Genomic DNA, 25,464 nt, shown 5'->3' with positions numbered 1-25,464 from the left:
ATTTTCCTTTTGCCTAATTTAATCAGTTTTATATATGTAAGGCCTCATTAAGTAATTAATGGGGCTTTTTTATCGGCAATACTGCATTATCTTAACTCATTATTATGGCAAATTCATTTTTTAAAACGATCAGATCATCCATCAAGCACTGGTATATTCCATTGATTATCGGCATTCTATTAATTCTTTTGGGGTTCTATACCATTTACACACCTGTTGCCGCATTTCTCACATTAGCGATTCTATTTTCATGGTCATTTATTATTTCCGGTATTTTGGAAATTATCTTTGCCGTGCAGAACAAAGATGAAGTGGACGGTTGGGGTTGGTACCTCACCGGAGGGATTCTTTATACCCTATTCGGCATATTACTGATTGCCAACCCGTTGCTTTCAGCCAGCACGTTGGCGTTTATTGTAGGCTTTTATGCGCTCTTTAAATCCTTTCAGTTGCTATCCTTTTCTTTTGACCTCAAAAATTACGGCAGTAAATCTTGGGGCTGGAATTTATTATTTGCCATTTTAGGCATTATTTTCAGCTTTATCTTACTTTGGAATCCGCTATTTGCAGGTTTTTCGCTGGTCATATGGACCGGAATGGCCATAAGTACAGTGGGCTTTGCAGCCTGTGTCTTTGCATTTCAGCTGAAAAGTCTCAAAGACATCCCGAGCAAGCTGCCAGACGAGTGGAAAGAGCGTTATCAGAAGCTTAAAGAAGAATTTGATCAACACCGCAAATAAAAAAAGGGCTTAGTTGCCCTTTTTTTATCAATATTGCTCCGACTGTTAAGTTTATTTACTTATTTCGACAATCTTAAAAGGCACATTATGAAGTGGAAAATCTTGTTTATCCGTCTTTACCCGACTGATTTTCATGATCACCTCTAATCCCTCATAAATCTCGCCAAAAACGGTAAAATCGTGATCAAGTCTTGGCTGTCCGCCACGAGCCAAGTACTCCTGACGTTGAGCTGCAGTATATTTTATCCCTTTCTTCAATTCCAGACTATCCAGTTCTGCTACCGTGATTTTCTTTCCGACCACGAAATAGATCTGATTTAAAAAAGATGCTTTTGCGGGGTTTCCATCCCGTCCTGCACCCAAGGCACCTATTTTATGATACGCCCGGTCATCGAACTCTGCCGCCAATCGCGGTTTTCTATGAAGAGGATCTGCCGCCTCACGTTTTTCAATATCGATATCATGCTCTCCGCCCTGCACAACAAAATTTTCGATAATGCGATTAAACAATGCTCCTTGATAGACCGTATCCCGAATAGATCGCAACATCAAATCGCGATGATTGGGGGTATAATCATAAAGTACAACTTTAAAATCGCCAAAATCAGTCTTGAAAAGTAAATGTTTTGATTGGGCATAACAATTCCCCAATACAATAAAAACAAAGCTTAGGATGGTTAGAATTTTCCTCATCGTATGAATTAATCGGTTTCTTAGATTTCATATAAAAATACATTAAATTTCGATTTTTGAAAGACATTGAGCGGTAGTTTTCCAAATGCGCTTGAAGAATATCTGTACAGGATACTTCCAAAACTTTTCCTGCACTAAAAAATTACAGCCATCGTATGGAATTAAAACTTGCAAATAAGCGTAAATTTATCTTAGTTTGGATTAAAACTATTCAAGACTATGCAGTATACAGCAAATCCAGACCGATATCAAGATATGATCTATAATCGTTGTGGTCAATCCGGTCTTCTATTGCCTGCCATCTCATTGGGAATGTGGCATAATTTCGGTGACGACACAGCCCATCAAACGAAAGTTGATATTTGCACAACAGCGTTTGACCTGGGAATTACCCATTTCGATCTCGCAAACAATTATGGTCCGCCTGCCGGAAGTGCCGAAAAGGCCTTCGGACAAATATTAAAAGAACAATTTTACGGTTTACGCGATGAGATGATTATTTCATCAAAAGCGGGATATCACATGTGGGACGGGCCTTACGGAGAATGGGGAAGCCGTAAATATGTGATATCAAGCTGTGAGCAATCACTTAAACGCCTGGGTATCGATTACGTCGATATTTTCTATTCACATCGTTTCGACCCCAATACCCCCTTGGAGGAGACCATGCTGGCGCTAGATCAGCTTGTCCGTAGCGGAAAAGCGCTTTATGTCGGTATTTCATCCTATAATTCGCAACGCACAAAAGAAGCCCATGCAATCCTGAAATCATTGGGCACACCTTTTATTATTCATCAGCCTAGCTATTCTATGCTAAACAGATGGGTAGAAACCGATGGCTTGCTCGATACCTTGGATGAGATAGGCATTGGTTCTATCGTCTTCTCTCCTTTGGCACAGGGCATGCTCACCGATAAATATTTAAAGCATATCCCCGAGAATAGCCGTGCGGCGCAATCCAAATCACTTCAGACAAAATTTCTGAATGAAGAAAATCAAAAGAACATCCAGGCCTTACATGCAATTGCACAGCGTAGAGGGCAATCACTGGCACAAATGGCTATAGCATGGGTTTTACGCAAGAAGCAAGTTACATCGGCGCTAATTGGCGCCTCAAGACCACAACAGGTCATTGATTGCGTGGGTGCGCTGAAGAATCTGACGTTTAGCCCGGAAGAAGTTCACGAAATTGATCTTTATGCAAAAGACGGCCATATTAATATCTGGGCTAAATCGGCTGAGATTGATTAAGATCAATGCCATAAAAGTTTTCATCCAAGTAACTACTTTGCGCATGGCTGAATTCCATAAACTAAAAATGAGCCTGGATAATACCGGGCTCATTCCGATAATTAACCCATTTTTTTCAATATCTTTTCAAAGGTGTTGATATTCCGGCTTGTCATCTTATCTTTTAGATTCTTTTTCCCCAACACCTTTCCGAAGCTGGAATCCAAGGTATTGCCCTTGGGTACTCGCCAATAAAAGACCGTATCGACAATTTCTCCCGTCTCTCCCGGCACATGTGTCGAATTGCTGAATTCATCCATCAGTATTGTTTCGACACCTGTTGTCCCTACAAAAGCATAGACATGGAAGTCCGTATGTATTTCAAAAGGAATATTTGCCTGCAGCAATTCCACTTCTTCCTGTGATCGGATGAACAAAAAAGCTTCATAAGAAAAATATGCCGACATGGAATCCTCCAGTAACTGCTTGAGCGAGGCGGGCGCTTTGTCCGACGAAAAAACAATATTTCCAGAAGCCAGTACCGAAGTAACGTCCGTTACACCGGCGTCCTTAAAAACCTGACAGACATCTGACATCTTCATATTGGTTCCCTTCACATTGACGCCGCGTAGAAAAGCACAGTATTTCATAGTATTACATTAATCGATTATTTCGTCCATCGGATCCCAAAACAGCTTTCTAAAGTCCTTGATCCGTAAATTATTGACAACAAGCCCCTCGGCTTCAAGCCGTTCTTGAAATTCAGGCACTGCAAGCGTGCCGCCACTGGAAACAACACGGTGGGCGGGTACATCGCTGGGACATCCTCCCATAGCCTTTCCGACATGTCGCGAATGATTTGGATAGCCCAAGGCTTTTGCTATCGACCCATAGGTCGTCACTCTACCATTCGGAATCAGTTTGGCCAACTCATATATCTGCTGTTTGAATTGCTCATCCATGTTAATTTATATTTTATTTATGGTGTTTATTTATGTCAAAAAATTTTCTTTCCCTTTTCCACAGCAAAAAATGGAAAGCAATCTAAGTTACAAAAAGCTATTATAAGCGGTACGGTCTTTAATAGATTCACTTATCTAACTTTTTGTTTCCGTATGATTGTGGGGGAAAATATTCTTCCAATTGTCTATATACACGATTCCAGCTAGGGTTATCGTCAGCATTCAGTTTTACATATTGCCCCATTTTTGTTGTAATGCTTATTTTTATATCTATTCCGTCGTATGGCTGACGCGATTCCTCTTCTTTAGCGGCAATAAATTTTTCCAAATCAATTTTATCCAATAACAAGTTCCATTTATCTTCTGTGTTGACATATGATTTTAGGGTACTCTGCGCTGTATCAATTGCAGAAAACAGACAATAAATACTATCTCTTGTTATCTTCATCGTATAGCCTTTTGAAGGTGTTACTGTAAATCCGCCAACCATAGAAATTGACACTGCTGTAATCTCATTTTTAGTATTTTCTGCCGTCACCCGATGTGAGTTATGGGTACAGCTTTCTCCTAAGAATAGCTGTCCGACCAAAAGTGAGAACTGTAGGATCAATTTTCCGCCCATATCTTGTTCCTTTAAACGTTAATAAGTAAATAATCAAACAAAAAAAGCGTTATCTGTTGTCAACAGACAACGTCTTTTGCTGCTTTCCTAATTTACAAAAGTTATTAGGATTTCGTGCTCCCAATCGCTATATTCCTTACGTATCAAATCGATCCCTCGAAATATACTCTCAGCGTAAAACCCACCAATAAGCAAAGCCGCAACTATCGCCATGACCAGCCTTGCCAGACTAAAGGCAACACAGACTATTGCAGTAACAGCTCCTAGGAAAAATACATTAGCGGTTAATTTTTCTTCATTCTCTTCGCTCTTTTCGTCGGGCTGTAATTGCAGCATCTGATTGCTGTATATTCAATTTTATATTCAGACAAAAGCTGTCCAATTATTTCGTTGGTTTCGTTTTCGTTCAATCCTATTTTTTCTCCGAGATCAATTTCGTTTAGTTGACCATCATTGTCTATTAGTGCCCAGTAATATTTGTCTTTATTTTCCATGGTTATATGTTTTTTGTACCGCTATCATCATATGTGGACTGAATGGAAGAAGGTAGCTATCATTTTCAGTAATTTGAATAAGCTCCATGAGTACTCTCCGCCGTTGGTAGTTCTGCATATTGGCAAAAAAGTCTTTGTCCAACCATGCCATACCTTCAACTGCATACGTATTTAAATAGGTTAATTGTTGATTTAAAAATTCATTCTTTAATTGTTCGGGCCTATGATAAAATGCTTCTGCTAAAAGCCAAGGGAAATCAGGGGGCGGATTATGTTTGCCAAGTGTTAGTTCTTCCTTACACATTTCAAAAAATGACTTTTTGTGGATTAACCCATTTAAAAGACCTACCAAAGTGGATGCAGTATAATTAATGGCAAACCCCAATATAACGCCGTTGTTTTTGAAAACTCGTTTGGCTTCACAAATGGTTAAATCCCGGTCCTCTTTCTCTTGAAGATGATAAAGTGGACCGTGTAGTATAATAAGGTCGGCATAATTATTTGAGAACTCTAATTTTCGAGATTCTCCTTTGTGCACAGCAAATTTGTTTTTCAATTTATTAGCTCTGTCGCGGGCTATTTTTAAATGTTTTGTAACGGGCTCTACCAAATGAACTCGATGTCCTTTCTTTGCAAGCCATTCCGAATACTTCCCTGTGCCACCACCGATATCAATTATGGTTAATGGTGAAGCGATGATGTATTTTTCAATAAGTGATTTTATTCTTTCAAACTCAAATACTCCCATTCCCTTATCAAGTCTGGTTTCTTCCGATACTTTATCGTAGAACAACTCTATTTCTCTACTTATTAATTGTTTACTATTCATTATATTCCTTGTATAATAAGCATTTTAAATGCTATAACATCGTAAAATGATAAACCAATCGATTTGATAATCAATTTTTCGGTTGTGATTTAATAAAATAAGGGGATACAATTATCTGTGCACTGAAAGTCAAAAGATTTCACGCAGTTATAGCTCTTTTTCGAGCATGTCTTTTTTAGTTAAGACGCAGATAATATGTTAGATATAGTATAACAGACTACAAAGATAGATTTTTTTTTCTACCTATTCATTTCTTTAAATGAAATTTCTATGATGCCCTTTGCTCCTGACGTACAATCAATATTTTTACATTTAATCGAACCAAAGATTCTCTAATTCAAGTCGTTAAGCAGATTTACATATTGATTATCAATAGTTTACACCAAATTCTGTAGCAAGATTTTTAAAATACAAATATTGCCACGAATTTGCCACAAACTTTTAGCGTGTTTTTGAAAATTTTAGCAATTCCCATAACAAAAAAATCCTGCCAATCATTGATTTTGGATGATTTATCTTTTTTTTACCCCTATTATCCTTCGTTGAAAGTATAAAATAAAAACCTTATTTTGGCGTAAAGTAACTTTAAACATAGTGTTTTACTTTGTACCCCCGTATTCGCCAAAACCTGTCATTATTTTATGATTCCAAGTATTTCGGTTTCAAAAATCATTGTCGCACCGCTTTTTATTGCCTCGGAACTAATAAGTTTGGCTGGAATAAATAATTTATAATTACTTCCTACATTCATTAGAGTAATCCCTTCGATCAAACCCTTCATTAGATTTCGAACTTCATAGGTATTCGGAGGACTATATCCTCCCTGTTCTTTTACTTCCTTTCCGAACATTAATATTTTTTTATGGATAACTTGGATTTTATCCGATGCCGAAACTCTGGGGCCATTTCCTTGCTTCAATATTTCGTATTGTAAACCACTTGCAGTTGTTATAATGCCTGGTTTTTTTCTATTTTCTTCAAAAAATAGATCAGCCTCTTCTGGGGCAGTGAGTATCTTTGCTGTATTTGGTGTAAGTGTTTTTTGCGGCTGTATATTAACTTCAGATTCTACACGACTTTCTCTTTTACTTACTGTAGATTGTTTTGGTGGATTACTTCTATTTCCCGTAGAATTAATCGTGATACATCTTGCAACAAAGGTATTATCATTAGGTAGAATACGTTCTCCATTTTTCCAGCATTGCCCATTATTTGTAAATCCATCATACCCTACAACATAAACATCATTTCCATGAACCGCGATATGATAGGGCTCAGGAATAGATGAATTAGAATACCCCTTTTCACTAACGATCGTTTCTACTCCATTTTTAAGGTAAAACGGCTGATATTTCGAATTATACCCCATGACATACACATCATCACCTGAGACTGCAATATCTGTTGCCTTATCATGATCATCAGTATAGGGAAAAGAGGTGAGTCCTTTTCCACTTTCCCAATAACCAACTCTCGTTTTAGGGCCTACCCCGGAGATATAGAGTTTTTGTCCGACAGCGAGCATACGTGTGGGGCTAATCTCTCCTGCTGAAGCGTCAAATGGAGCTACCAACTGTCCATTTTTCCAATATTTCGTCTTCCAATCATAATAACCAGAAACATACACATCGCCATTATCATCTATTGCAACACCTGTTGCACCGCCGTCATTAGAGCCATCAGTAAGTTCCGTAGGTTGACCATTTTTCCAATAAATGGCCACATATCTTGAAGCGGCTGGTAATGGCTTATACTTTAAAAATATTCCGGCAAGAGCAATATTACCATTTTTTACAGCTATTGCGTTGATTTGTACCACTTCCGAATGACTATTTAATGCATATTCCTTACCATCTTTCCAATAAACAGATTTCTTATTATGAAATTCTGCCATAACGACGTCCTCACCATCAGAAGCGACAACCTGAACTTCAGCAGCATATCGCCCATCCGTTAGTTCAACAAGAACGCCATTTTTATAATAGGCAGCTATCCTTTCGCTTCCAAGCAAAAGATCGTTGAATGTTGCTTTGAAGCAGAATGCTTAGAGTTTTGAGCATAGGTGGTAAAACTAAATAGAAAACTAAGGAGCGCACAGCATCGTAATGCTAGCAAAATAGGGCTTTTCATGGTGTATCATTTTTCAATTTCAAATGTTTCAATATCATAAATAAATACTTGATATGGTGGAATATCTTTTGCTCCTTCTTTTCCATACACAAGATTATACGGGATAATAAACCTATAAACTCCTCTGGCTCGCATTAATTGAACGGCTTCCTGCATTCCTTTGGTTATAAAAGTACTGGCAGACATATTCCCACCATTTCCACCTCGATAGTGCCCTCTTTCGATACCGTCAGGAAAACTTATTCTATAGTTCACTGCAATTCTTTGATCAAAAGTTACTTTCGGTCCGGCCCCTTCTCTAAACACTTGATATAATAAACCACTTGGAGTTTCGATGATACCGGGAACTTTTCTCATCTGTGCAAGGTATTGATCAGCTTTCTCTTTCAAAGTTAAATCCGAAGTATTATTTGCAGAAACATTGTTTAATGTTGAATTAGGTACATTCCCACCCCCTTTCGATACCACCATAGAGCTTATTTCAGCACAATCAGTAAGATTGGTTTCCTGCCCATTTTTCCAGTACACTTTTCTATTAGAATTCTCCCCAGCAACATATACATCACTTCCTGAGACTGCTATGGCCAATGCCTGTGTAAAAGTTGGACCCTTAGCTAAAACAACTTCCTGCCCGTTCTTCCAATAGACGGCCATGGATTCACCTGTGTTAGGATCCCTGCTCATTCCGGCAACATAAACATCATTTCCCGACACGAAGATAGAACTGGTTAATCTCGTTGCATAGCGGCCGGTACCCGTAGAGAGTATAATTTCCTGTCCGTTTTTCCAATAGAGGGCCATCTGCTTATTTGTATTATCTGCTCCTTTGGACGCATAAGATTTATAACCTGACACATAAACATCATTTCCTGAGACAAATATAGACGAAACCTGCACACTGTTGGGATGATGCAATGTATTATCCAATGTAACTTTAGCACCGTTTTTCCAATAAGCCGCCTCGTCTGTAGCATTTGCCACATAAACATCATTTCCCGACACGAAATGCACACGATCATTTATCACACTAGATGGGACTTCATTTGGAAAGTTTGTTTCCTGACCATTTTTAAAATAATAGTATTCATTTAAAGTACCGGGTTGATATGGAAACATAAAAATATTTCCGTTAGAAATATCAATTCCGTTTAAATACGATGTTTGTTTATTCCCATATTGATCAATCTTAATCGGTATTGGCTGAAACTGTTCATTTTTCCAATAAGCAGCTAAACTATGGCCGTCAGCGTCCAGTATATTCCCGGCAACATAAATATCATTGTTATTTATGACTATAGATCTACCTAATGAAACAGTTGAAAATTGGGTTGGTCCCTGCCCTTGTTTAAGAACTACAGGTTTGCCATTTTTATAGTAAGCAGCAAAGGTCTGCCCTGTTTTTCTGTCATACCAGCTTCCAGTTATGTAAACATCCGTTTGACTGATCGATGAACTAGATTTTGGAGCGTTAGTTTTATCGTTTTGGGCGTAAGAAACAAAACTGAATAGAAAACTAAGGAGCGCACAGCATCGTAATGCTAGCAAAATAGGGTTTTTCACGGCGTAGTTTTTATACTATTAAACTTAATCTAAGCTATTCTCTTGTAGATACTGATTAATTAAAGCATTATTTCACAATTTCCAAAAGTTCATTTTCTATGATAAGTATTACTGCCTTATTTGTTTGTTTAGGGTGGCCAAGTTTGGCAGGGATATAGAATTTATATATGCTTCCTACATTCATTTGTAAGAGACCTTGTGCCTGACCTTGTATAAGGTCAGCAACGCGAACGATACCTGCTGATTCACCTTTGATCACTCCCTTAATTTCTTTTCCTTCCATAACCGTTCTTGTATGCGTTATTTTCACTTGATCCGATAAGTTAGGTTTAGGTCCTGTACCCTGACGAATAACTTCATACTGTAAACCACTCGGTAGCGTAATAACGCCGGGTTTCTTTTTATTTTCTTCAAAAAAATCATTAGCTTCCTTTTCTTTAGGACTTAAATCATCCTTTTCAAGGTTTGGGGGAACATTGGTACTCTCATTTTTTGCGACAACTCTATTTTGCTTCGAAATTCTATTATCACCTGCCTCACTAGATATCACGAAATTTGTTTCAGACCATGAACTGCCTTCAATTTTAGGTAATTTTATGATTTGACCATTCTTCATTAATTTAGGGGGCGCTATATCATGGCCATTACCAGCATTTCCCACAATATACACGTCATTACCCGACACCGCCATGGAAAGCGGTTTATAGATGAAAAATTCTCCATCTTTGAGATTCGCCAATAATTGTCCATTTTTCCAACATTTACCCACATCGGTTTCATCTGCATAGATGGTTCCACTGTTCGCATATCCGTTTCCATTACTGTCGTCAACACCAGCTACATATACATCATTGCCCGACACAGCAACACAGGTGGCCAGACCAAGTATATTGGATAGACTTTCGGTGTGACCGTTTGTCCAGTATCCAGGTTGCCGGCTTTGCATTTGGCCCACAGCATAAACCTTTCCTTGAAGTTGGGAAATGCCAGAGACCTCTTTTAAGTCACTGATTGTCTCTTGTATTTGGCCGTTCTTCCAATACAGCACCTCATGAGATGTATTACTCCCGATAATATATATATCATCATCTACTGCAGCGATGAAATGTGCAGAGCTAGAAGTACGGTTACTAAGGGGCAGTTCCACAGGCAGGCCATTTTTCCAGTACATCGCTAAATCACTGGGTGTCCTACTACGATCCCTGTGACACCCGGCCACGTATACGTCGCCATCTTTAACGATAATAGAATAAGCGTAATTCCAATCTTTTTTATCTTTTGTTAACCTTGTCTCCTGCCCATTTTTCCAATATACGCCCTGTCCACCAATATTGCCCGCTACATAGATATCATTCCCCGAAATAGCGATTGATGTTGCTTCTGCGTCAATTTGCCCATCAGTCAGCGTTACTGGCTGGCCGTTTTTCCAGTATACAGCAGTATGGCGCATTGTAGCTTCGTTGTAACAGGAACCTGCAACATAGATATCGACCTGTTTTGGGCTGCTCTTCGCGTTCCCTGCATGCTGTTTCGGCGCAGAAGCTCTAGAATTTTGAGCATAAGAAGTAAAACTAAAAAGAAAACTTAGGAGCGCACAGCACCGTAATGCGTGCAAAATAGGGTTTTTCATGGCGTAGTTTTTATACTATTAAATTTACGGAAATTTTGAATCAATATTCCAAATAAATTTTGTAGTTATATAAGCATAAAATCAATTCTCAAAGGAAGTTCAATTGATTAATACACAATTTATTTTCCTAAATTTATATGCAGAATAATGAGTTTTAAGAAATATAATTATGACCAATAATTCCAATGACTTGAAAGATGGAGATCGATGTAAGGTAATTTCTGGTACACATAAAGGCAAATCAGGTTTTGTAACTGATCTAAACATCAGCAAGACTGGTCATTTGACAATAACAGTAGTACAAGAAAGCGGCATCAGATTCAAAACACTTGCAAAAAATGTTGATGTGTTATTAAACAATTAGAATGGTATTTCTTCCTCAAATGGGGAAGTAAAAGAAGTTCATAATCTTCCAAACAGAGACGTATCACCTTACCTAAATAAAACCATCAAAATAGTTTAAATATTAGAGAATAAATCTCGCTGCAATAAAATAACCTCCACCAATTACTATTAATGGAAGAGCTATTGAAAGAAGTACCAATGTCCATATAAACACTCTGAAATAGCTATATAAACTTACTTTCGACGGATCGGCGGGATCATAGATAACAGTTGTTGTCTCCCCTATTTCCCAAGCCGGTGGATCAGTTCCTTCGGCTAGTTCGTATGTAATTAACTGGTTATCTTTTGTCCGAAAAGTGAAGATTGGGGCAAAAACCTCGCCATCAGATTCGTATCTATGAAAGTCAATAACAGTTGCAGTAACTTTATTACCATTTTTTAGAAATACCATTGTATTACGGAAGCTGTAGATTCCCAACACAAGGAAGACGAGCCCTAGTCCTAGGATCCAATAATATTGCCACATAGATTTATTTTTAGTTAGTTCCACTTCAAATTACATTTATATATCTACTTGATATACAATCACTAACGAATATAATACAATTTTCAAAAGCCGATGCAAATTATTGTCTTACTAACAATTCAAATTTGAATCTATTATTCAAAAAAAATCACGGTTTCTCAAAGTATCCTTATTAAGACATTTCATTGTGGATAGTAATTTAATGTTCGATATGGATAGATATTTTCAGCAATCAATAGGAGAAAACTCCAAACATCCCCTTATAAATAAGGATAAGCGTAATCGTATCAAATAACGCATGGGAAGCTATTGCAACCCAAAGATTGCCAGATTTTTTATATAACATAGACCAATATAATCCTCCCATCACGGCGGCAATAACAGCAAAGATGTCTTGTTGCAAATGGTAAAAACCAAAAAGTATACTTACTACAAATATGCTAACCATAGGACTGTATCCTTTAAAAATTCTCTTTTCTAGCACATTTTGAATGTAGCCTCGAAATACGATCTCTTCGTAAAGCCCACCAATAACCAAAGCTGCGATTATTGTAACTACCAGCTTCGCCAAGCTACTTTTGATAAAATTGTATTCTGTGTAATCCGGGACTTGAAAGAAGTATTTTATGCTAGGTATGTAAACTAATTGCATAAAAGCGATCCATGCTATCGCAGTAATAGCCCCTAAGAAAAAAGCTTTAACAGTTAACTTTTCTTTAAAAAGTCCGATATCCCGAAAAGTTCTTCCTTCCCTTCGAAGCATCAGATAAATTGCTAGCATGCAAACAAGAGAATAAGAATAAAAAGGTAAAGGCACAAAGTGGGGAAAAATCAAAAGGAATACAATAAAACCTATAATCCCCATTTTTGAAACTATCTTTTTTTCCATAAGCTGGTAAAATAAATGGTTTGTTAAACTTAAAGATATTTAAACAGCTATCAAATTTGATGCAATAAAATTATTCAAATTGTATATCATACCAGTCAATATGCAACCCTAGATTAAAAAAATCAAATGCATTGACTGGTTTGCCGACCTTCCGTTTGAATTCGATCCAACTTTGGTGATGCCCTCGCATTATATTGATTTCATGAGTCATCCTAATCCCTATCCCGGAAGAATTATTTTTCAAGACATCTATAATCAAAAATATAATAAAGTTCTGTAACTGGCATTTCATTACGCTAAGTTCTGGAAAAATCTTACTCCGAAATTGAGGAAAACCGTCGGTACTTTGACTATTGACACAAAATAGGCGTATTATCTACCTTAAAATTAAACTTTAGTATTTATAATCTATAAAGCACCAATCCGTTTCCGAAATAATTTTATCCTTATTTAGTGCCTGTATTTTAATGCGATGAACTTGTGCACCCGCACCGTCAAAAGTTACGGCCTTGGCTTTTGTTTTACCTTTTATATATGGATAGAAATTAATAGCCTCGTTGAAACTATGATGACCCGGTCCATCTGCGTAAGAGTATTCAATAATTATTTCATATTCTGTAGCTTGCGCTACTGGGGTCCATTCAATTTTCGTAGTTCGAGGAAATTGATCCAAAACAGCATAGTTTTTCGGTTCAAGAATTTGAGGAACATCGGCATTGCCATTCTCATCTTCTGAGACACCTTTATTTTGCTTCGAACTTCTATTCTCACCTTCCTCCCCCGCTACGACGAAATTTGTTCACACCATGAACTGCCTTCAATCTTAGCTAATTTTATGGTTTGACCATTCTTCATTAATTTAGGGGGCGCTATATTATGGCCATCGGTGGCATATCCTACAATATATACATCATTACCGGACACAGCCATGTAAAGCGGTTTATAGATCGTATATTCTGTATCTTTGAGATTCGCCAGTAATTGTCCATTTTTCCAACATTTACCGACATCACCTTCATCTATATAACCTCTTCCATCAAGTGTATAGCCGTTTCCATTACTGTCGTCAACACCGGCTACATATACATCATTGCCCGATACAGTAACGCAAGTGGAGATACCAAGTATCGCGGACAGGCTTTCGGCGCGGCCATTTTTCCAGTACGCAGGTTGTCTGCTTTGCGTTTCGCCTACTGCATAAACATTGCCATGTAGCTGGGAAATTCCAGTTACATGTTTTAATTCATTGATTGTTTCTTGTATTTGGCCGTTCTTCCAATATAACACATCGTGGTGGTCTGTAGCACTCCCGATAATATATAGGTCATCATCTACGGCTGCGATGGAAGTGGCATAGCTAAAATTATTACTGCCAACGGGTAGTTCAACAAGCTGGCCGTTTTTCCAGTACCTCGCTAAGTCATGCCATCTCCCGTCAGAGGACATATATCTATAAAAACCAGATACATATACGTCGCCATTTTTAACCATAATGGAATAAGCATGATTAGAAGCTGCTTCATCTTTTTCCAACTTTATCTCCTGTCCATTTTTCCAATATACGGCATGCCCAAGACTATTGCCCGCTACATAAACATCATTCCCTGAAATAGGCTTTCACTTCCTTTTGGTTCCATCTTGTAACATCCAACTGTCGTTTTGTGGAACATTCTTTTGAAATTCCATCCACCGTAATTCGAACATAGACTAGGCGGATATTTCGGCTTTTTTCTCTTGGGCTCTTCAGAAAGAAGGTTAGCCCATAACTTTGTTCTAACATAATCAAACTTTTTAAGGGTTATAAATGTCGAACCAAAGATTTTTTCAGTTTTCAATGTGGCATTTTGTGGCACATTTTTGCAGAAACTCAATGTGCCACGAATGTGCCACAAATATTATGAGTGTTTTTGAAAATTTTAGCAATTCCCATAAACAAAAAAAATCCTGCAAATCATTGATTTTGCAGGATTTATCTATTTTTTAGTGCTTTTTAAAAACTTTAAATTTGCACCTGGCGGAGAGTGAGGGATTGCCACCTAACCTTATATCAACTTATAAACCAATTAGTTACAAATTGAAAATCGAAAGATGCCACATATGGGCCACACACTCGTCTATCTTGTTAATTCTCTTAAAATCTTAATTACAATAAACTAAGTTCATTATACAAATATAAGTATTTTTAGATCAAAAACTTTTCAATATCAGACATTTGTACTTTATTTTTATAATCCCCCACACTGGGGATGGTGGGCTTCCAGTCGAAAACTTGATTCCACTATTATCCTTCTTTGAAAGCATTAAATAAGATAAATCTACTAGAGGACTCGCTAAGTGATTCAGGGCCATTTACTGGAACTTTGGCAGCCAGGTCAAAGGTCTATTGGGTCCTTTCATGCGCAAGGTCAATCATATCAAGCTCACAATGTCCCTAGAAACATTCAACTTCGCAGCCCAGTATTTACGTAATCAGAAAATGACAAAATTGATGAAATTTTTCAAACATGGCTAAGGCTTTTTCCTTTTCATTCATTGCTGCGTAAACGTAGATCATTTTGTAAAAAGAACCATGGCCGCCGTTATTAATCAGAAAAGATTCCATCTGGTCTTTTGTATTCGGATTTTCCAGACAACATGCCACCCCCAGCTCGAAATATTTTGAATTGGAAATTCCCCAGAAACCGGATGTTAAGAATTGTTGTTTATCCGTCAAAGCCATAAACAAATCAATATTCCCGTCGATGGATACCATTTTTTCGATCCACCTTCGCCATATCTCTTTATCTTTGATTTCGATTTTATTATGATAATTACCGTACATGGAACATAAGTCCTGAAGACCATTATGATCCACGGCCTTCTCTATGAGCGCCGAAAATTCACCTTGGCTGATGTCCTTATCGCTTCCATAGCTATCTGTTTTGGTAACTAATATATTTTTCTTTCCATAGAGTGTACAGTAAAAATCATATAACTCAAAGTAATTGTCCAATACCCCGTCCTGATAATCAAACTTACCCTTTACCATATCAACAATATTATATGCTTTATCAAAGGAGAGCTTTTTGACCTGATCATCATAAAAATCAGTGCTAAGGACTTCCATTTCGACGTTAAATAAGGACTGTTTATACTTATTACGGAATCTCCAACTATTTAGGATGTCACCCACTTTATGATAAGGAATTGCGTTGTTTTTAATGTCCTGTATCAAAAGGGCTATGATTGACAGGTTCTCGACGTGTTTCTCGAGATTCTTTTCTTTAAACTTTTCCAGATATTTATAAGAAAGTTTTAGATCATACGGGGCCATAGCTGCCAGAAAATTTAAAATTCCATAGCGCGTATGATCCCGGTCTGTAATTTCATATAACCGTAAGTTCATTGTATAAACCGATGCAGCATATTTCTTTAGTTCGTTCTTAGTTAACCAGTTTTTCGACAGGATTTTAGCAAAGGACTCATTAAAAAATTCAGAAATAAAGATATCTTTCCTCCACCCGTGGCGAAGTTTACTATTGAGAAAAGCTTCTTTTACATAGCTTATGGATTTCTCCATATTGAACTGCGAATACATTCCACTCAGGATAAAGCAACGGTCAATATATTCCGAATAGTCATTCTTCCAATTTTTTAGGGAATCTTCATAGGGTAAAAGTTCAGTTTCTGTGACAATATTGGCAAAGTTCTCCGCATCTATTTTGTTGAGCCAGGTCAAAAAAGCCAGCTCGTCAAAATCGAAAGCAAGTCCGCCGGCCAATTGCAGGTATTCCGTCCTGTTTCCTTTAGAGAAATAAAAAATATAAGCCCACAGCTCCGAAAGCAGCGTTTTTACCCTTGGCGTACTGTGATAAAAATGTTTAAACCTGTCTCTATAGGAGACCAGATTTTTGGAAAAGGATATTGGTTGCTCTAGAGCCTTGCAATAGAAATCATACAGTACGGAGTATTTAACAACATCATCCGATGCAGGGAAATTTGTCGATAAATCCACTTCCTGGATAAACCTATCGTCACCAGCTATAAAATAGCTCAGGGCAAACGGATGGATAAGCCTCTTGAAACTAAATTCCCGAACATGACCCTGGCTTGGTCTAAGAAGCGCAAATATTTCATCTACCTGCTTCTCTGTAACTGTTTTTTTCAGAACTGTCCTAAAGAAAAAAACGGATAGATTGTCAAGAATGGGCCTTCTCCTGTAGCTGGCAAGCTGGTCTGAAATAGCCTCCTGTAATGCTTTGTTATCAAAAAACAGAGGCAAAAACTCCACGGTCGACAACAGGTCCAGTAAAAAGCAGAGTTCGACACCCGTTAGCTCCCTAACCAGTGTGGTCATTTGCTCTTTAAAATGCTTTAAGCCTACCTTAAAATAAGATTTTATCGCATATTCCATGGGGGACTGATTATCAAGCAGTGAATTGGAGTATGTATCAAAGTCCTTGTAGGATTTGCGATAATTTTTTAAGAAGAATCCAACATAGGTTTTAGATCCCTCCTCCTGAATAGCGAATTTGTAGTACAGTTGCCCCTCAAGATCTTTCATTTCAGTGGTATTTTCAAATCTCCCGAATTTTCCACTGCACTTCTCAATGACGCTTAAAGCCGCATCCTTTTTTCCTTTTTCAAAGAACTTGAGCGCATTTTGATATGTTCCATAGATGTAACTCTTGGTATTCAGTATATCGTCATTTAACAAAAACTCCAGCGTTCTTGGTTTCTGACAAGCTAAGGCATTCATAAACTGCAATGACTCACTGATATACCATTGATCACCGTTTTTCTGATAAAACCTGATACTTGCCAGCAAAGCCAGGGCAGTAAAGTCATTTGTTTTTGTATACTCTTTCTGCAGGTACTTCATAAAGATATCATCAAAGAAATCTGGGCTAAGGACAATGCCAGTCTTGCGGATAATCCCCATATCCCTTTCAAACTTTTTCTTAAGTCTTCTGGCAAAGAAATACTCCTGATACCTTCGGTGCTGATAGATATACGTATCATTGTTCTGATCCCCTGCGCTCTTATCAAAAAATGTATTTAAAGTGTAGCTTGCAATCCTGTTGATATCCTTGAAGTCCAGCTGCGGGAACTCCTTACTCAAAAATTTGCCGATAGAGGAATGTTTAAATCTATACTGGTATTTTTTAGAGAAACGGTAGGATAATTTTTCGTTGATCCTGATGATTTCCTTTTCCTTCGGAACCAGTAAGTTAAGCTCCTCAAGGTCCTGACGGTGGTGTACTGTTTTCAGTAGCCCGTTTATTTTCAATTCCAACAGATCAATGATCGTCGTATTTTCTGTAATATCATTAATAGTATCCCATAGCAGTTTAACCAGGAAAATGTCCGTGATTCCATCAATAAGCTGACTGTTCCTTTCTCTTAGCAGGTACAGTTTATCTGTTTTTTCCTGTTTATCTTTCTGCTGGAAGTACCGTTCGAGGTCCACAAAAGTCAGGTCACTGATATCATAACTGTCAAATGAACCAAAGTAATCATTGACTGTAAGCTTATTAAGGCTTCCCCTGCGACAGGAGATCATAATTTTATCCGTACTGTGTACTTCTGAAAGCCTTTTTACAAACCGCAGCGTGAGGTCCGCATGCTGGCTGTTTAGTTCGTCCAGCCCATCAAGGATATAGATAAAGCGGATATTTTGATTCCGAATCCGGTAATCTTTCTGGCGTTGCCTGATCAGGTTTTCCAGGCTGTCGGAATAACAATCCTTAAGATTGACCAGCATGGGCAAAATATGATTCTTATCAAATACGCTTCTTGTCCCGAACAATTTAGCATACTTGAAAAACAAATATTTGATCAGAACGCTCTTTCCGGAACCGGCATTTCCTGTGAGCATGGAGAGCTTTGCCATAAGCTTTAATTCAGTCAGTTCTTTGCCGGGAAGCCTCACAATCGGCAGATCCAGGAACCCTGAAGATTGTATAAAATTGGAGTCCGCTATTGAAATATTGCTTTTGATGAAGTTCCCCTCATCGCCAGTACCAAAGTAAAGCTGGGCAAGATCCAAATTATGGGGCTGATTCAGGGCAATCTCAAAATTACTTTGAGTAAACCAATTAATGATAACATTTTGTCTACCAGACAGATAAACGATTTCCTTTGCTCCGTCTGAGGTTAATTTAGCGTTTGAGTTCAGAAAAATCGTGATCTCATCCAGTTTGTCCCCGAATAAATTCAGTGCTTTTACAATTGATTTTTTAATCTGGACGTAATCGGTCTGTCTATCAAAAAACTTGGACTGAAAGCCGACGATTTTTTTTGTTGATACAGATTTCTTTGGATAGGTTTCCAGCCCCGCCTGATTGAAATCGGCCATAATGCCTTCCGCAAATTTATGCTTTCTGCAAAAAATCTGGTAGCATAATTCTTCAAACGCTTTGGTGTAATTCTCATTTTTAACTCTAAAGGAATTCCAGTCTATCTTATTCATCAAAAGTATTTTTATAGGGATCTGAAAACAAATACAATGGCTATTATGCTATTAGTTGCAAATTAATTATTTTTGACGACAATTCGGGCCCTGATTGGGTAATATCCCAATATGAAGAATGCATGTTGCTCAGAACGTAATCAGGGACATTGAATCGCCATTCAGTTCGCTTCTTACCCTTTTTAACGATGTAACAACGAGAACATTTTATTTTTCAGATGGACGTGCCTGATGGCTGACCGCGCTTTCCGCTCCAAGTCCCCGCTGCGCTGCGTGATTTTCCCTTCAATCGCTCACGTAGTATTTTATACATTTCTGTTCTTATCCCAAAGCACATTGACCACCCTACATATTCCGCTCTTTAAAAAACCTTAGGTCAATTTAAGCAGCTTGCAGCGAAATGAGAATATTCTAAACAACTATATCGATAAAATGGAAAAGTCAAATTGAATTCTATTGTCCTAACTTCGTAGTAACTCAAAAGAAAATTTTGATATCTAACTCACTAAACATCATAATTTTTAAAAACCTTCTCCATATCATCTTCAAGTAACCTGTACGTCCAGTTTCTTAAAACACAGAATTTATCGACCTCAGGAGTTCTGAAGTCATAAAAAGTATGTCTATGGTTCAAAACATTATCATTATAAATAAATTGACCAAATGAAAATCCCCTGAGAACAGATATGTCGGCCTCTTTATGAGCCAGTTCCGATCTAAAAACTTCATCTGCAGGAATTTTACTGATATGAACGCCTACCCGACCCTGCTTTGAAGGTCTATAGCCAAAAAATCCACGACCGCGAAAGCCATCTTTATCACAATAAAAGAAGTATTCGTGCGGACAATTGTTATAAAACTGGAACTCTTTTTTATAAGCTGGAAAATTTTCTTCCACAAAACTTTTATAACACAATTCAACATGATTGAAAAAGGATTCAGTATATAATTCAGCCTGTGTTTGACTAAATTGATAAGCTCTCAACTGATTTAAATTTCTCCCCTTAGTGCTTTGTTCAAACTCCTTTGCCTCACAAACAGATTTGTCCGGCAAAGGCAGATGGTGATTTTCTATTATTGTATATCCCCTTTCTAATAAAACATCTACGATCTTATCGAGTTCTTCAAATGGCGGAAAATCTCCTACTGTATTTAGATCTGGTACGATAAAGTTTTCCGCTAAAGCCTTTTCCACAGCAATGTCCAAATCTTCTGAGAAGAGTCCTTCCCTATTTCTAAAATGATGGAAGACTTTAAACAGATAAATTTTATCTTTAAGTTCTTTGAGGTTTATAGGATATATTCGTTCAAACCTTGGAATATAGTAATCGTCTATTTTATAATTATAATTAAGTTTTTTATGATAATAGTATAATAGCAATGATACCTGTTCTAACAGCAATAAATCGGAACTATAATTCGGTAACCGGCCTTTTTTCATCAGTTCCCTTAATTGTTTAAGTACATTTTGCTTCACGATCTTTTGCGTGTCAGCAACTAAAAATTCCTGATTACTTCCATGTACACAACTTACTCCCAGATTCAGAAAGTAACAATAGTTATCTTCTGAAAAAGGATCTTTAAGATCCTCAAGTCTAATTTTATCCGAAGAATTCGCTTGTATTTGGTAGAGCGCATAGCCATTTTCATGTAATTCATCATTAGAAAGGATTATTCCTATTTCTCCATTTGTCTTTGGGTCAAACAGAGCTTTTGTATTCTTAAAATGTTTATCTAAATATTTATTGTACTTTCTAACATACTTGACCGCTTTGTCTTTTTTAAATTGTGATAATGTTCTTCTATGGGAAAAAGATGCATTTTCCATATAAAAAGCGAGCGCGCTCTGACCGATATAATTCTGATAAAATTTTTCAAGTATATCGTAGAACTTATCATCGCTTAATTTATTCAATTTATAACTATGAAAACAAATAACATAATCGCGAATTTTTGAGAAGTAAAATGATATGTTGAATGAATCTTCCTTGTTTGATCTAATCAAAATATTTCTTGAGAATAAATCCTCAGACAGACTTTCGTTGACACTAAGCTTAAGACCTTTCAGAATATTGTTTATATCGATCCCATTGTCATCACGCGATTCATGGGAAGTGTATTTACTGTTCAGCAACACTTTTCCTATTTTTGAAAGTATTCTTAACGCAGGTTGTATACCAATTTCTGTTTTTTCCAGTGATTCCTGCAAATAAGTTCGTATTAACTTTATATCGTTAATTTTTTCAGGAACCTCTTTACCCTTATACACTTGACTGAAGATTTTTAAAAAGAATCCATTTTTCAATTCATTCAACAGACTCTTTGAGATAGGGCCTTTAAATCCAAAAATACTTTCATACTTGGGAATGATCTTTATCAGATCCGATTCCGTAAAGTCCTCCAACAAAAACCCTGTTTTATCTAGTGGAAGATTGGTAATCTCAGGATATTTCTCTAGTTCTTCATGGAGGTGTGATTTTGTTCCATTTATCTTTAAAATGCCGTCCCAAATGGTTAATTTACAGCTGATACAAATTTTAATATTGTCAAAATTTCTACAGGATAGTGCTATTTCACTTAATTCATATGAGATATTTTGATTTGTACTTTCATCTACTGCATCAATAAAAATAAGAACTGTTTTGTTGATGCTTCTGCCTAACTCGTTAAGCTTCTTAAGTACCAGACCACTGTCGCTCTTTCCCGAAAAAACAACATTTAAATCTTGTGCAATATGCTCAAGGGGAGATTTGTGTAACAATGCCGCATTATAGAAAAACACGAATTTGTCTTCCAGACTTTGTAGAGCGAGTGAGCACATAGAATTTGTTTTTCCAACTCCAGCCGCACCCACAATCGCATAAATCTTTGCGTCGGAATTCAGGAAATTATCAAAATGTGCAAAAAGGTCTTCCCTCTCACTATAAAGTTCTCTTATGAATTTAGCAGAGGGCGAATGTATCGATCCCATAATAGGGCCCATCCTATCTTGGACCTGAGCTTTACAAAACAATCTTAAATTTTCGGAAGAAAAGGATATAAACTTAGCTAAAGCCTCATATCTTATTCGAAGATCTTCGTCCATCGATAAAGAATAGCCATTTTTAAAAAATTCAGAGTGTTCTGCTATATTTTTACCAGTCAGCTCTTCTTTTGACACTGAATCGAAAACCTTTGTATCCTTTCCATTGGTAATTATTGTGAAAGGGGCAATATTTCCTTCCAGGGCCCTAGCATATGATATTCCCTGCTCTATATCATTTTGATCAATTAAAATTGAATCATTCTTCAACTCTACAATAAATAGATTTGTTCCGTTTCTTTTACAAAGGATATCAGACCTACCGTTAATAGGACGAACCTTTTTGCCTAGTCTAATTTTAAACTTATATTCTAAAGAAATTTCGGACAGGTTAAACCCCAGATCCTCTATATAAGGTAGCAACAACTTTCCTCTTATTTCCTCTTCGTTCATCACTAAATTAATATTTATATCAGGCCTCCACTATACATTAAATGTACAAATCTATTGCGCAACGTATTTCGTTTCATCATAGAAAAGATTTACACAACTCAGTTCGTCACTGTAAATAAAGCACTTTTCTCTAAAATCCTTACCATAAGGACATTTTTCAACCTTTAAACTTTTTACGGAATAGAATTCAATTTTATTAACTACCTCATCCGTTGAAAGATCATAACCATCTAATGATTCTAAAAAACTATAATTTAAGATGTGACTATTAATATGGTGTGTACCGGTGTAAAAAAGAGAGATAACAAAAATTTTGTCTACCTTTTGAAAAAAATCATCTTGTCTCTTTCTAATTAACTTTCGTATTGTTCTGCCATCGTTTACTACGTCGGTGACAATAAGCACGTTCTTATACAAGCCATTATTCTCAAAATTTAGTAACCGTTCAGACTCATGATGCTCATCATGCCTGTAAGAATATGGCAAAAAAGTGTATGGCTTATTATATTTTATAGCAGCTTTTGTTGAAATTACATTTCCTTCATAGCCCAAACCAATTATCATGTCAACATTATTTTCTCCGATTTTTTTCTCCAAAACATCTACGATTGCATTCTTTATAAAATTTAAATTGTTTCTATTTTCAATTAGTTTCGATACATCGATCCAATTATGGGTTCGTGAAGTTTCACTATAATGATAATGCCCCGTATGGAAAATTTTAAGCTCTTTTACTTTATCATATAAAATATCTGTGAATTCTGGATTATAATAAATAAGATCACTAACACTTTCTGCTGAAGATATTTGTAATTCCAAACTGTCATCTAGAGATAGAATATCTTCCCCCATAATCTCAATTATTTCTGCTTCCATTGCTGGAGGATCTTTCTGGAAAATTATGTATTCCTCTTTTTGATGAATTGAGCTGTTCCTCCTAATATCCCACTCGTCACCAAAATCATTATCTTTTATTTTTAAAAGTCCATATATTTTATTCTTTAAAATTATGTCATCATTAATTTCGATAGGATAAATCTTAAAAGTTGCATCGTCGTCTAATGCTGTCAAACAACCAGAATCACTCACAGTTATTTCCGCACTTGATATTGGCCTTGAACTACATATATGCTCATTTCCACAGAAGATGTAATTGATGTCATATTGCGTTAACTTGCTGACAACCCTTTTCCTATTTTCTAAAAGCCATTGCCCCCCATGCCTATTATCAAATGCAGAAGTCATATTATGGTGGGTACAAGCAATAACTTTTTTACCCTCAATAGGAATGCTTTTATATTCTTCTTCAAAATCAGCAATAGAGATACTGCCGTCCAATTGCTGTAAATCAATATCAATACAAGAATTTAGGCCTAGAAGCAAAATTTTGTCCTCAACAACAAGGGTATCGAAAATTACTTTATTGGGATCAAAATTTTTATCAAGTAACTCTTTATAAAATTTGGCAAAATTTGCATATTTTGCGTTATTGACTGATTCTTTTGATGGAGTATCATGCTCTGCATAAAAACTTTGTAATTCTCTTCTATTCAAGTCATGATCACCTGGTATCAATAAAATATTATTTTTATCAATATTTAAATCTTCAATAATTCTTAAAATATACTTCGTTGCGAATTCAAATTCTTTTACTTCTCCGGCGTTGGTGATATCGCCAGTAATTAGAAGATAAATCTTTGCATCCAAATAGTCATTCTTGATGATTTTTGTGAATTTTTCGATATATCCAAAGGCAGATTCCGTTTCTGAAGATGTAGTTAAGCTATAATTCACTTTAGCTGCACCTCCACCTAAAACCTTGTTTAATGATACATGTAAATCTGAAATATGTAAAACTATTCTATTCATCTAATGGCTTTAAATTGGTATAAATATAGTATCCTAAGTCTTTGTTATTACTTTCAGAAACTGAAAATATGGCAATCGTCCTGTCAATATTATCCAGATTTAAATCCTCTCTTGTCAATGTCTCTATCTTGACCAATGAAACATTTCCCAAATATTTTCCTCCAGAAAATTCTATAAGATTTTTTGTTATTTTAACCTCCGTTCCTAAACATACAAGATCAGATACTATAATGTATTTTTTGTTTTCAAAATTGTGTTTTTCAAGTTTATTGTACAGTTTATTAATTGGCCCTATCTTGTCAAAAATAAGAATATCCAACTTTAATAATTTCGACAAAACTGACACTATGAAAGTACTCGTTAAACTTTGTCCAACCAAGATAGGACCACTATTAATTTTGTCAGACCATTTACTGTATATTTTCACTGCTAGCTTGTATAAAGCAAAATAAATAAATGGTCTTTCAAGACTAATTAACTTCTTTAGATCGATGAATGAATGTAGGTAGACAAAGGATGAAGCATGTTTTTTATCATAGGTCTGAATGTAGTTGTCTTTTAAAAGCTTTTTAAAATAGTTTTTAAATATGGAATTGGCGTTTAGCTCAACTTCATAAATTTCATCAAGTTCCCCATGAAAAAAGTAGCATATGTCATAACCATTGTTACCATTCAGTATATTTTTAGGGTTATCAATCGCCTCCAAGGAAAGTGCCTTAATTAAATCAGCAATTATATTTTTAAATATCAGTTTATAATCCAATCTTCTGATCTCAATGATTTTTTCTAAAATATTATTTTGAATATGGACGATGTGTCTAAAGTCAAGTATTATATATTTTATTTCTGGATCTTGTTCTTTCTGTAGGTGCGTTAAAAGTCTACAAATCGTTTCATACTGCAGGCTGCCAACAAAAATCCCTTCGTCATTATCTTTGATGTAATTAGAGGTAAAGACCTCTTCTGCATGCAAACTAAAATATAAATAGTTTGCATCTTTTATTTGCGAAACTATCATA

Annotated in this window: 20 protein-coding genes; 2 read left to right on the top strand and 18 right to left on the bottom strand. The window is 36.4% G+C overall.

The features are described 5' to 3' along the window. Window positions 1-104: 104 nt before the first annotated feature. A complete protein-coding gene (locus AAW12_RS24600) occupies window positions 105-740 on the top strand; it encodes an HdeD family acid-resistance protein (protein WP_046676237.1) in 636 nt (211 codons plus the stop codon). A 51-nt stretch (window positions 741-791) separates the two neighbouring features. Here the strand turns inward: AAW12_RS24600 and AAW12_RS24595 are convergent, their stop codons facing one another. Beyond that, the gene (locus AAW12_RS24595) at window positions 792-1,433 is read right to left on the bottom strand and encodes a peptidylprolyl isomerase (protein ID WP_046676236.1); all 642 of its coding nucleotides are present in this window, start codon (window positions 1,431-1,433) and stop codon (window positions 792-794) included. Between the two features lie 219 nt (window positions 1,434-1,652). Here AAW12_RS24595 and mgrA point away from each other — a divergent pair, with 219 nt between their 5' ends. Beyond that, the gene (gene mgrA / locus AAW12_RS24590; RefSeq protein ID WP_046676235.1) at window positions 1,653-2,684 is read left to right on the top strand and encodes an L-glyceraldehyde 3-phosphate reductase; all 1,032 of its coding nucleotides are present in this window, start codon (window positions 1,653-1,655) and stop codon (window positions 2,682-2,684) included. Window positions 2,685-2,785: 101 nt separating this feature from the next. On the opposite strand, the gene AAW12_RS24585 is transcribed toward mgrA, so the two are convergent. The 17 genes from AAW12_RS24585 to AAW12_RS24495 form a co-directional block, all read right to left on the bottom strand. Then, window positions 2,786-3,313, bottom strand: a complete 528-nt coding sequence (locus tag AAW12_RS24585) for a DUF1697 domain-containing protein (protein WP_046676234.1) — start codon at window positions 3,311-3,313, stop codon at window positions 2,786-2,788. 9 nt (window positions 3,314-3,322) lie between these two features. Continuing rightward, on the bottom strand, window positions 3,323-3,625 hold the full coding sequence (locus AAW12_RS24580) for an MGMT family protein (protein ID WP_046676233.1): 303 nt from the start codon (window positions 3,623-3,625) through the stop codon (window positions 3,323-3,325). 127 nt (window positions 3,626-3,752) lie between these two features. After that, window positions 3,753-4,247, bottom strand: a complete 495-nt coding sequence (locus tag AAW12_RS24575) for a hypothetical protein (RefSeq protein ID WP_046676232.1) — start codon at window positions 4,245-4,247, stop codon at window positions 3,753-3,755. Between the two features lie 284 nt (window positions 4,248-4,531). After that, complete coding sequence (locus AAW12_RS26125; protein ID WP_083295741.1) at window positions 4,532-4,741, bottom strand: hypothetical protein; 210 nt, start codon at window positions 4,739-4,741, stop codon at window positions 4,532-4,534. Then, complete coding sequence (locus AAW12_RS24565; RefSeq protein ID WP_046676230.1) at window positions 4,731-5,570, bottom strand: class I SAM-dependent methyltransferase; 840 nt, start codon at window positions 5,568-5,570, stop codon at window positions 4,731-4,733. Before AAW12_RS24565 ends, AAW12_RS26125 begins: the two co-directional genes overlap by 11 nt. 634 nt (window positions 5,571-6,204) lie before the next feature. Continuing rightward, window positions 6,205-7,581 (bottom strand): FKBP-type peptidyl-prolyl cis-trans isomerase N-terminal domain-containing protein, encoded by a 1,377-nt coding sequence (locus AAW12_RS25930; protein ID WP_053003988.1) that lies wholly within the window; start codon window positions 7,579-7,581, stop codon window positions 6,205-6,207. A gap of 125 nt (window positions 7,582-7,706) precedes the next feature. After that, window positions 7,707-9,260 (bottom strand): FKBP-type peptidyl-prolyl cis-trans isomerase, encoded by a 1,554-nt coding sequence (locus AAW12_RS24555; RefSeq protein WP_046676229.1) that lies wholly within the window; start codon window positions 9,258-9,260, stop codon window positions 7,707-7,709. Window positions 9,261-9,327: 67 nt separating this feature from the next. Continuing rightward, window positions 9,328-10,890: an FKBP-type peptidyl-prolyl cis-trans isomerase N-terminal domain-containing protein gene (locus AAW12_RS25925; protein WP_053003987.1), complete on the bottom strand. Its 1,563-nt coding sequence runs from the start codon at window positions 10,888-10,890 to the stop codon at window positions 9,328-9,330. A 466-nt stretch (window positions 10,891-11,356) separates the two neighbouring features. After that, complete coding sequence (locus AAW12_RS24540) at window positions 11,357-11,761, bottom strand: DUF3592 domain-containing protein (protein ID WP_197084172.1); 405 nt, start codon at window positions 11,759-11,761, stop codon at window positions 11,357-11,359. Between the two features lie 232 nt (window positions 11,762-11,993). Further along, window positions 11,994-12,650, bottom strand: coding sequence for a CPBP family intramembrane glutamic endopeptidase (locus AAW12_RS24535; RefSeq protein ID WP_046676226.1), 657 nt, complete (start codon window positions 12,648-12,650; stop codon window positions 11,994-11,996). Window positions 12,651-13,044: 394 nt separating this feature from the next. Continuing rightward, window positions 13,045-13,323 carry a hypothetical protein gene (locus AAW12_RS24525; RefSeq protein ID WP_046676224.1) on the bottom strand — a complete coding sequence of 93 codons (279 nt, stop codon included), beginning with the start codon at window positions 13,321-13,323 and terminating at the stop codon, window positions 13,045-13,047. A 110-nt stretch (window positions 13,324-13,433) separates the two neighbouring features. Next, on the bottom strand, window positions 13,434-14,183 hold the full coding sequence (locus AAW12_RS24520) for a hypothetical protein (RefSeq protein ID WP_046676223.1): 750 nt from the start codon (window positions 14,181-14,183) through the stop codon (window positions 13,434-13,436). A 64-nt stretch (window positions 14,184-14,247) separates the two neighbouring features. After that, a complete protein-coding gene (locus AAW12_RS26405; RefSeq protein WP_197084171.1) occupies window positions 14,248-14,430 on the bottom strand; it encodes a hypothetical protein in 183 nt (60 codons plus the stop codon). Window positions 14,431-15,111: 681 nt separating this feature from the next. Continuing rightward, a complete protein-coding gene (locus tag AAW12_RS24510) occupies window positions 15,112-19,101 on the bottom strand; it encodes an NACHT domain-containing protein (RefSeq protein WP_046676221.1) in 3,990 nt (1,329 codons plus the stop codon). Window positions 19,102-19,606: 505 nt separating this feature from the next. Next, a complete protein-coding gene (locus AAW12_RS24505; protein WP_046676220.1) occupies window positions 19,607-22,576 on the bottom strand; it encodes a type I restriction enzyme HsdR N-terminal domain-containing protein in 2,970 nt (989 codons plus the stop codon). Window positions 22,577-22,627: 51 nt separating this feature from the next. Continuing rightward, on the bottom strand, window positions 22,628-24,445 hold the full coding sequence (locus AAW12_RS24500) for a metallophosphoesterase (RefSeq protein ID WP_046676219.1): 1,818 nt from the start codon (window positions 24,443-24,445) through the stop codon (window positions 22,628-22,630). After that, window positions 24,438-25,463: a hypothetical protein gene (locus AAW12_RS24495; RefSeq protein ID WP_046676218.1), complete on the bottom strand. Its 1,026-nt coding sequence runs from the start codon at window positions 25,461-25,463 to the stop codon at window positions 24,438-24,440. The genes AAW12_RS24500 and AAW12_RS24495 overlap by 8 nt, the downstream gene beginning before the upstream one ends. Window position 25,464: the final 1 nt, after the last annotated feature.

Source organism: Sphingobacterium sp. Ag1 (assembly GCF_000988325.1).
Lineage (GTDB): Bacteria > Bacteroidota > Bacteroidia > Sphingobacteriales > Sphingobacteriaceae > Sphingobacterium.
This window is presented reverse-complemented; position numbering and strand designations above follow the sequence as displayed.

What these genes read in the sequence shown, in the direction of transcription:
- AAW12_RS24600 (WP_046676237.1), top strand. Translation starts at nt 105, where the DNA reads ATGGCAAATTCATTTTTTAAAACGATCAGATCATCCATCAAGCACTGG.
- AAW12_RS24595 (WP_046676236.1), bottom strand. Translation starts at nt 1,433, where the DNA reads ATGAGGAAAATTCTAACCATCCTAAGCTTTGTTTTTATTGTATTGGGG.
- mgrA (WP_046676235.1), top strand. Translation starts at nt 1,653, where the DNA reads ATGCAGTATACAGCAAATCCAGACCGATATCAAGATATGATCTATAAT.
- AAW12_RS24585 (WP_046676234.1), bottom strand. Translation starts at nt 3,313, where the DNA reads ATGAAATACTGTGCTTTTCTACGCGGCGTCAATGTGAAGGGAACCAAT.
- AAW12_RS24580 (WP_046676233.1), bottom strand. Translation starts at nt 3,625, where the DNA reads ATGGATGAGCAATTCAAACAGCAGATATATGAGTTGGCCAAACTGATT.
- AAW12_RS24575 (WP_046676232.1), bottom strand. Translation starts at nt 4,247, where the DNA reads ATGGGCGGAAAATTGATCCTACAGTTCTCACTTTTGGTCGGACAGCTA.
- AAW12_RS26125 (WP_083295741.1), bottom strand. Translation starts at nt 4,741, where the DNA reads ATGGAAAATAAAGACAAATATTACTGGGCACTAATAGACAATGATGGT.
- AAW12_RS24565 (WP_046676230.1), bottom strand. Translation starts at nt 5,570, where the DNA reads ATGAATAGTAAACAATTAATAAGTAGAGAAATAGAGTTGTTCTACGAT.
- AAW12_RS25925 (WP_053003987.1), bottom strand. Translation starts at nt 10,890, where the DNA reads ATGAAAAACCCTATTTTGCACGCATTACGGTGCTGTGCGCTCCTAAGT.
- AAW12_RS24540 (WP_197084172.1), bottom strand. Translation starts at nt 11,761, where the DNA reads ATGTGGCAATATTATTGGATCCTAGGACTAGGGCTCGTCTTCCTTGTG.
- AAW12_RS24535 (WP_046676226.1), bottom strand. Translation starts at nt 12,650, where the DNA reads ATGGAAAAAAAGATAGTTTCAAAAATGGGGATTATAGGTTTTATTGTA.
- AAW12_RS26405 (WP_197084171.1), bottom strand. Translation starts at nt 14,430, where the DNA reads ATGTTAGAACAAAGTTATGGGCTAACCTTCTTTCTGAAGAGCCCAAGA.
- AAW12_RS24510 (WP_046676221.1), bottom strand. Translation starts at nt 19,101, where the DNA reads ATGAATAAGATAGACTGGAATTCCTTTAGAGTTAAAAATGAGAATTAC.
- AAW12_RS24505 (WP_046676220.1), bottom strand. Translation starts at nt 22,576, where the DNA reads ATGAACGAAGAGGAAATAAGAGGAAAGTTGTTGCTACCTTATATAGAG.
- AAW12_RS24500 (WP_046676219.1), bottom strand. Translation starts at nt 24,445, where the DNA reads ATGAATAGAATAGTTTTACATATTTCAGATTTACATGTATCATTAAAC.
- AAW12_RS24495 (WP_046676218.1), bottom strand. Translation starts at nt 25,463, where the DNA reads ATGATAGTTTCGCAAATAAAAGATGCAAACTATTTATATTTTAGTTTG.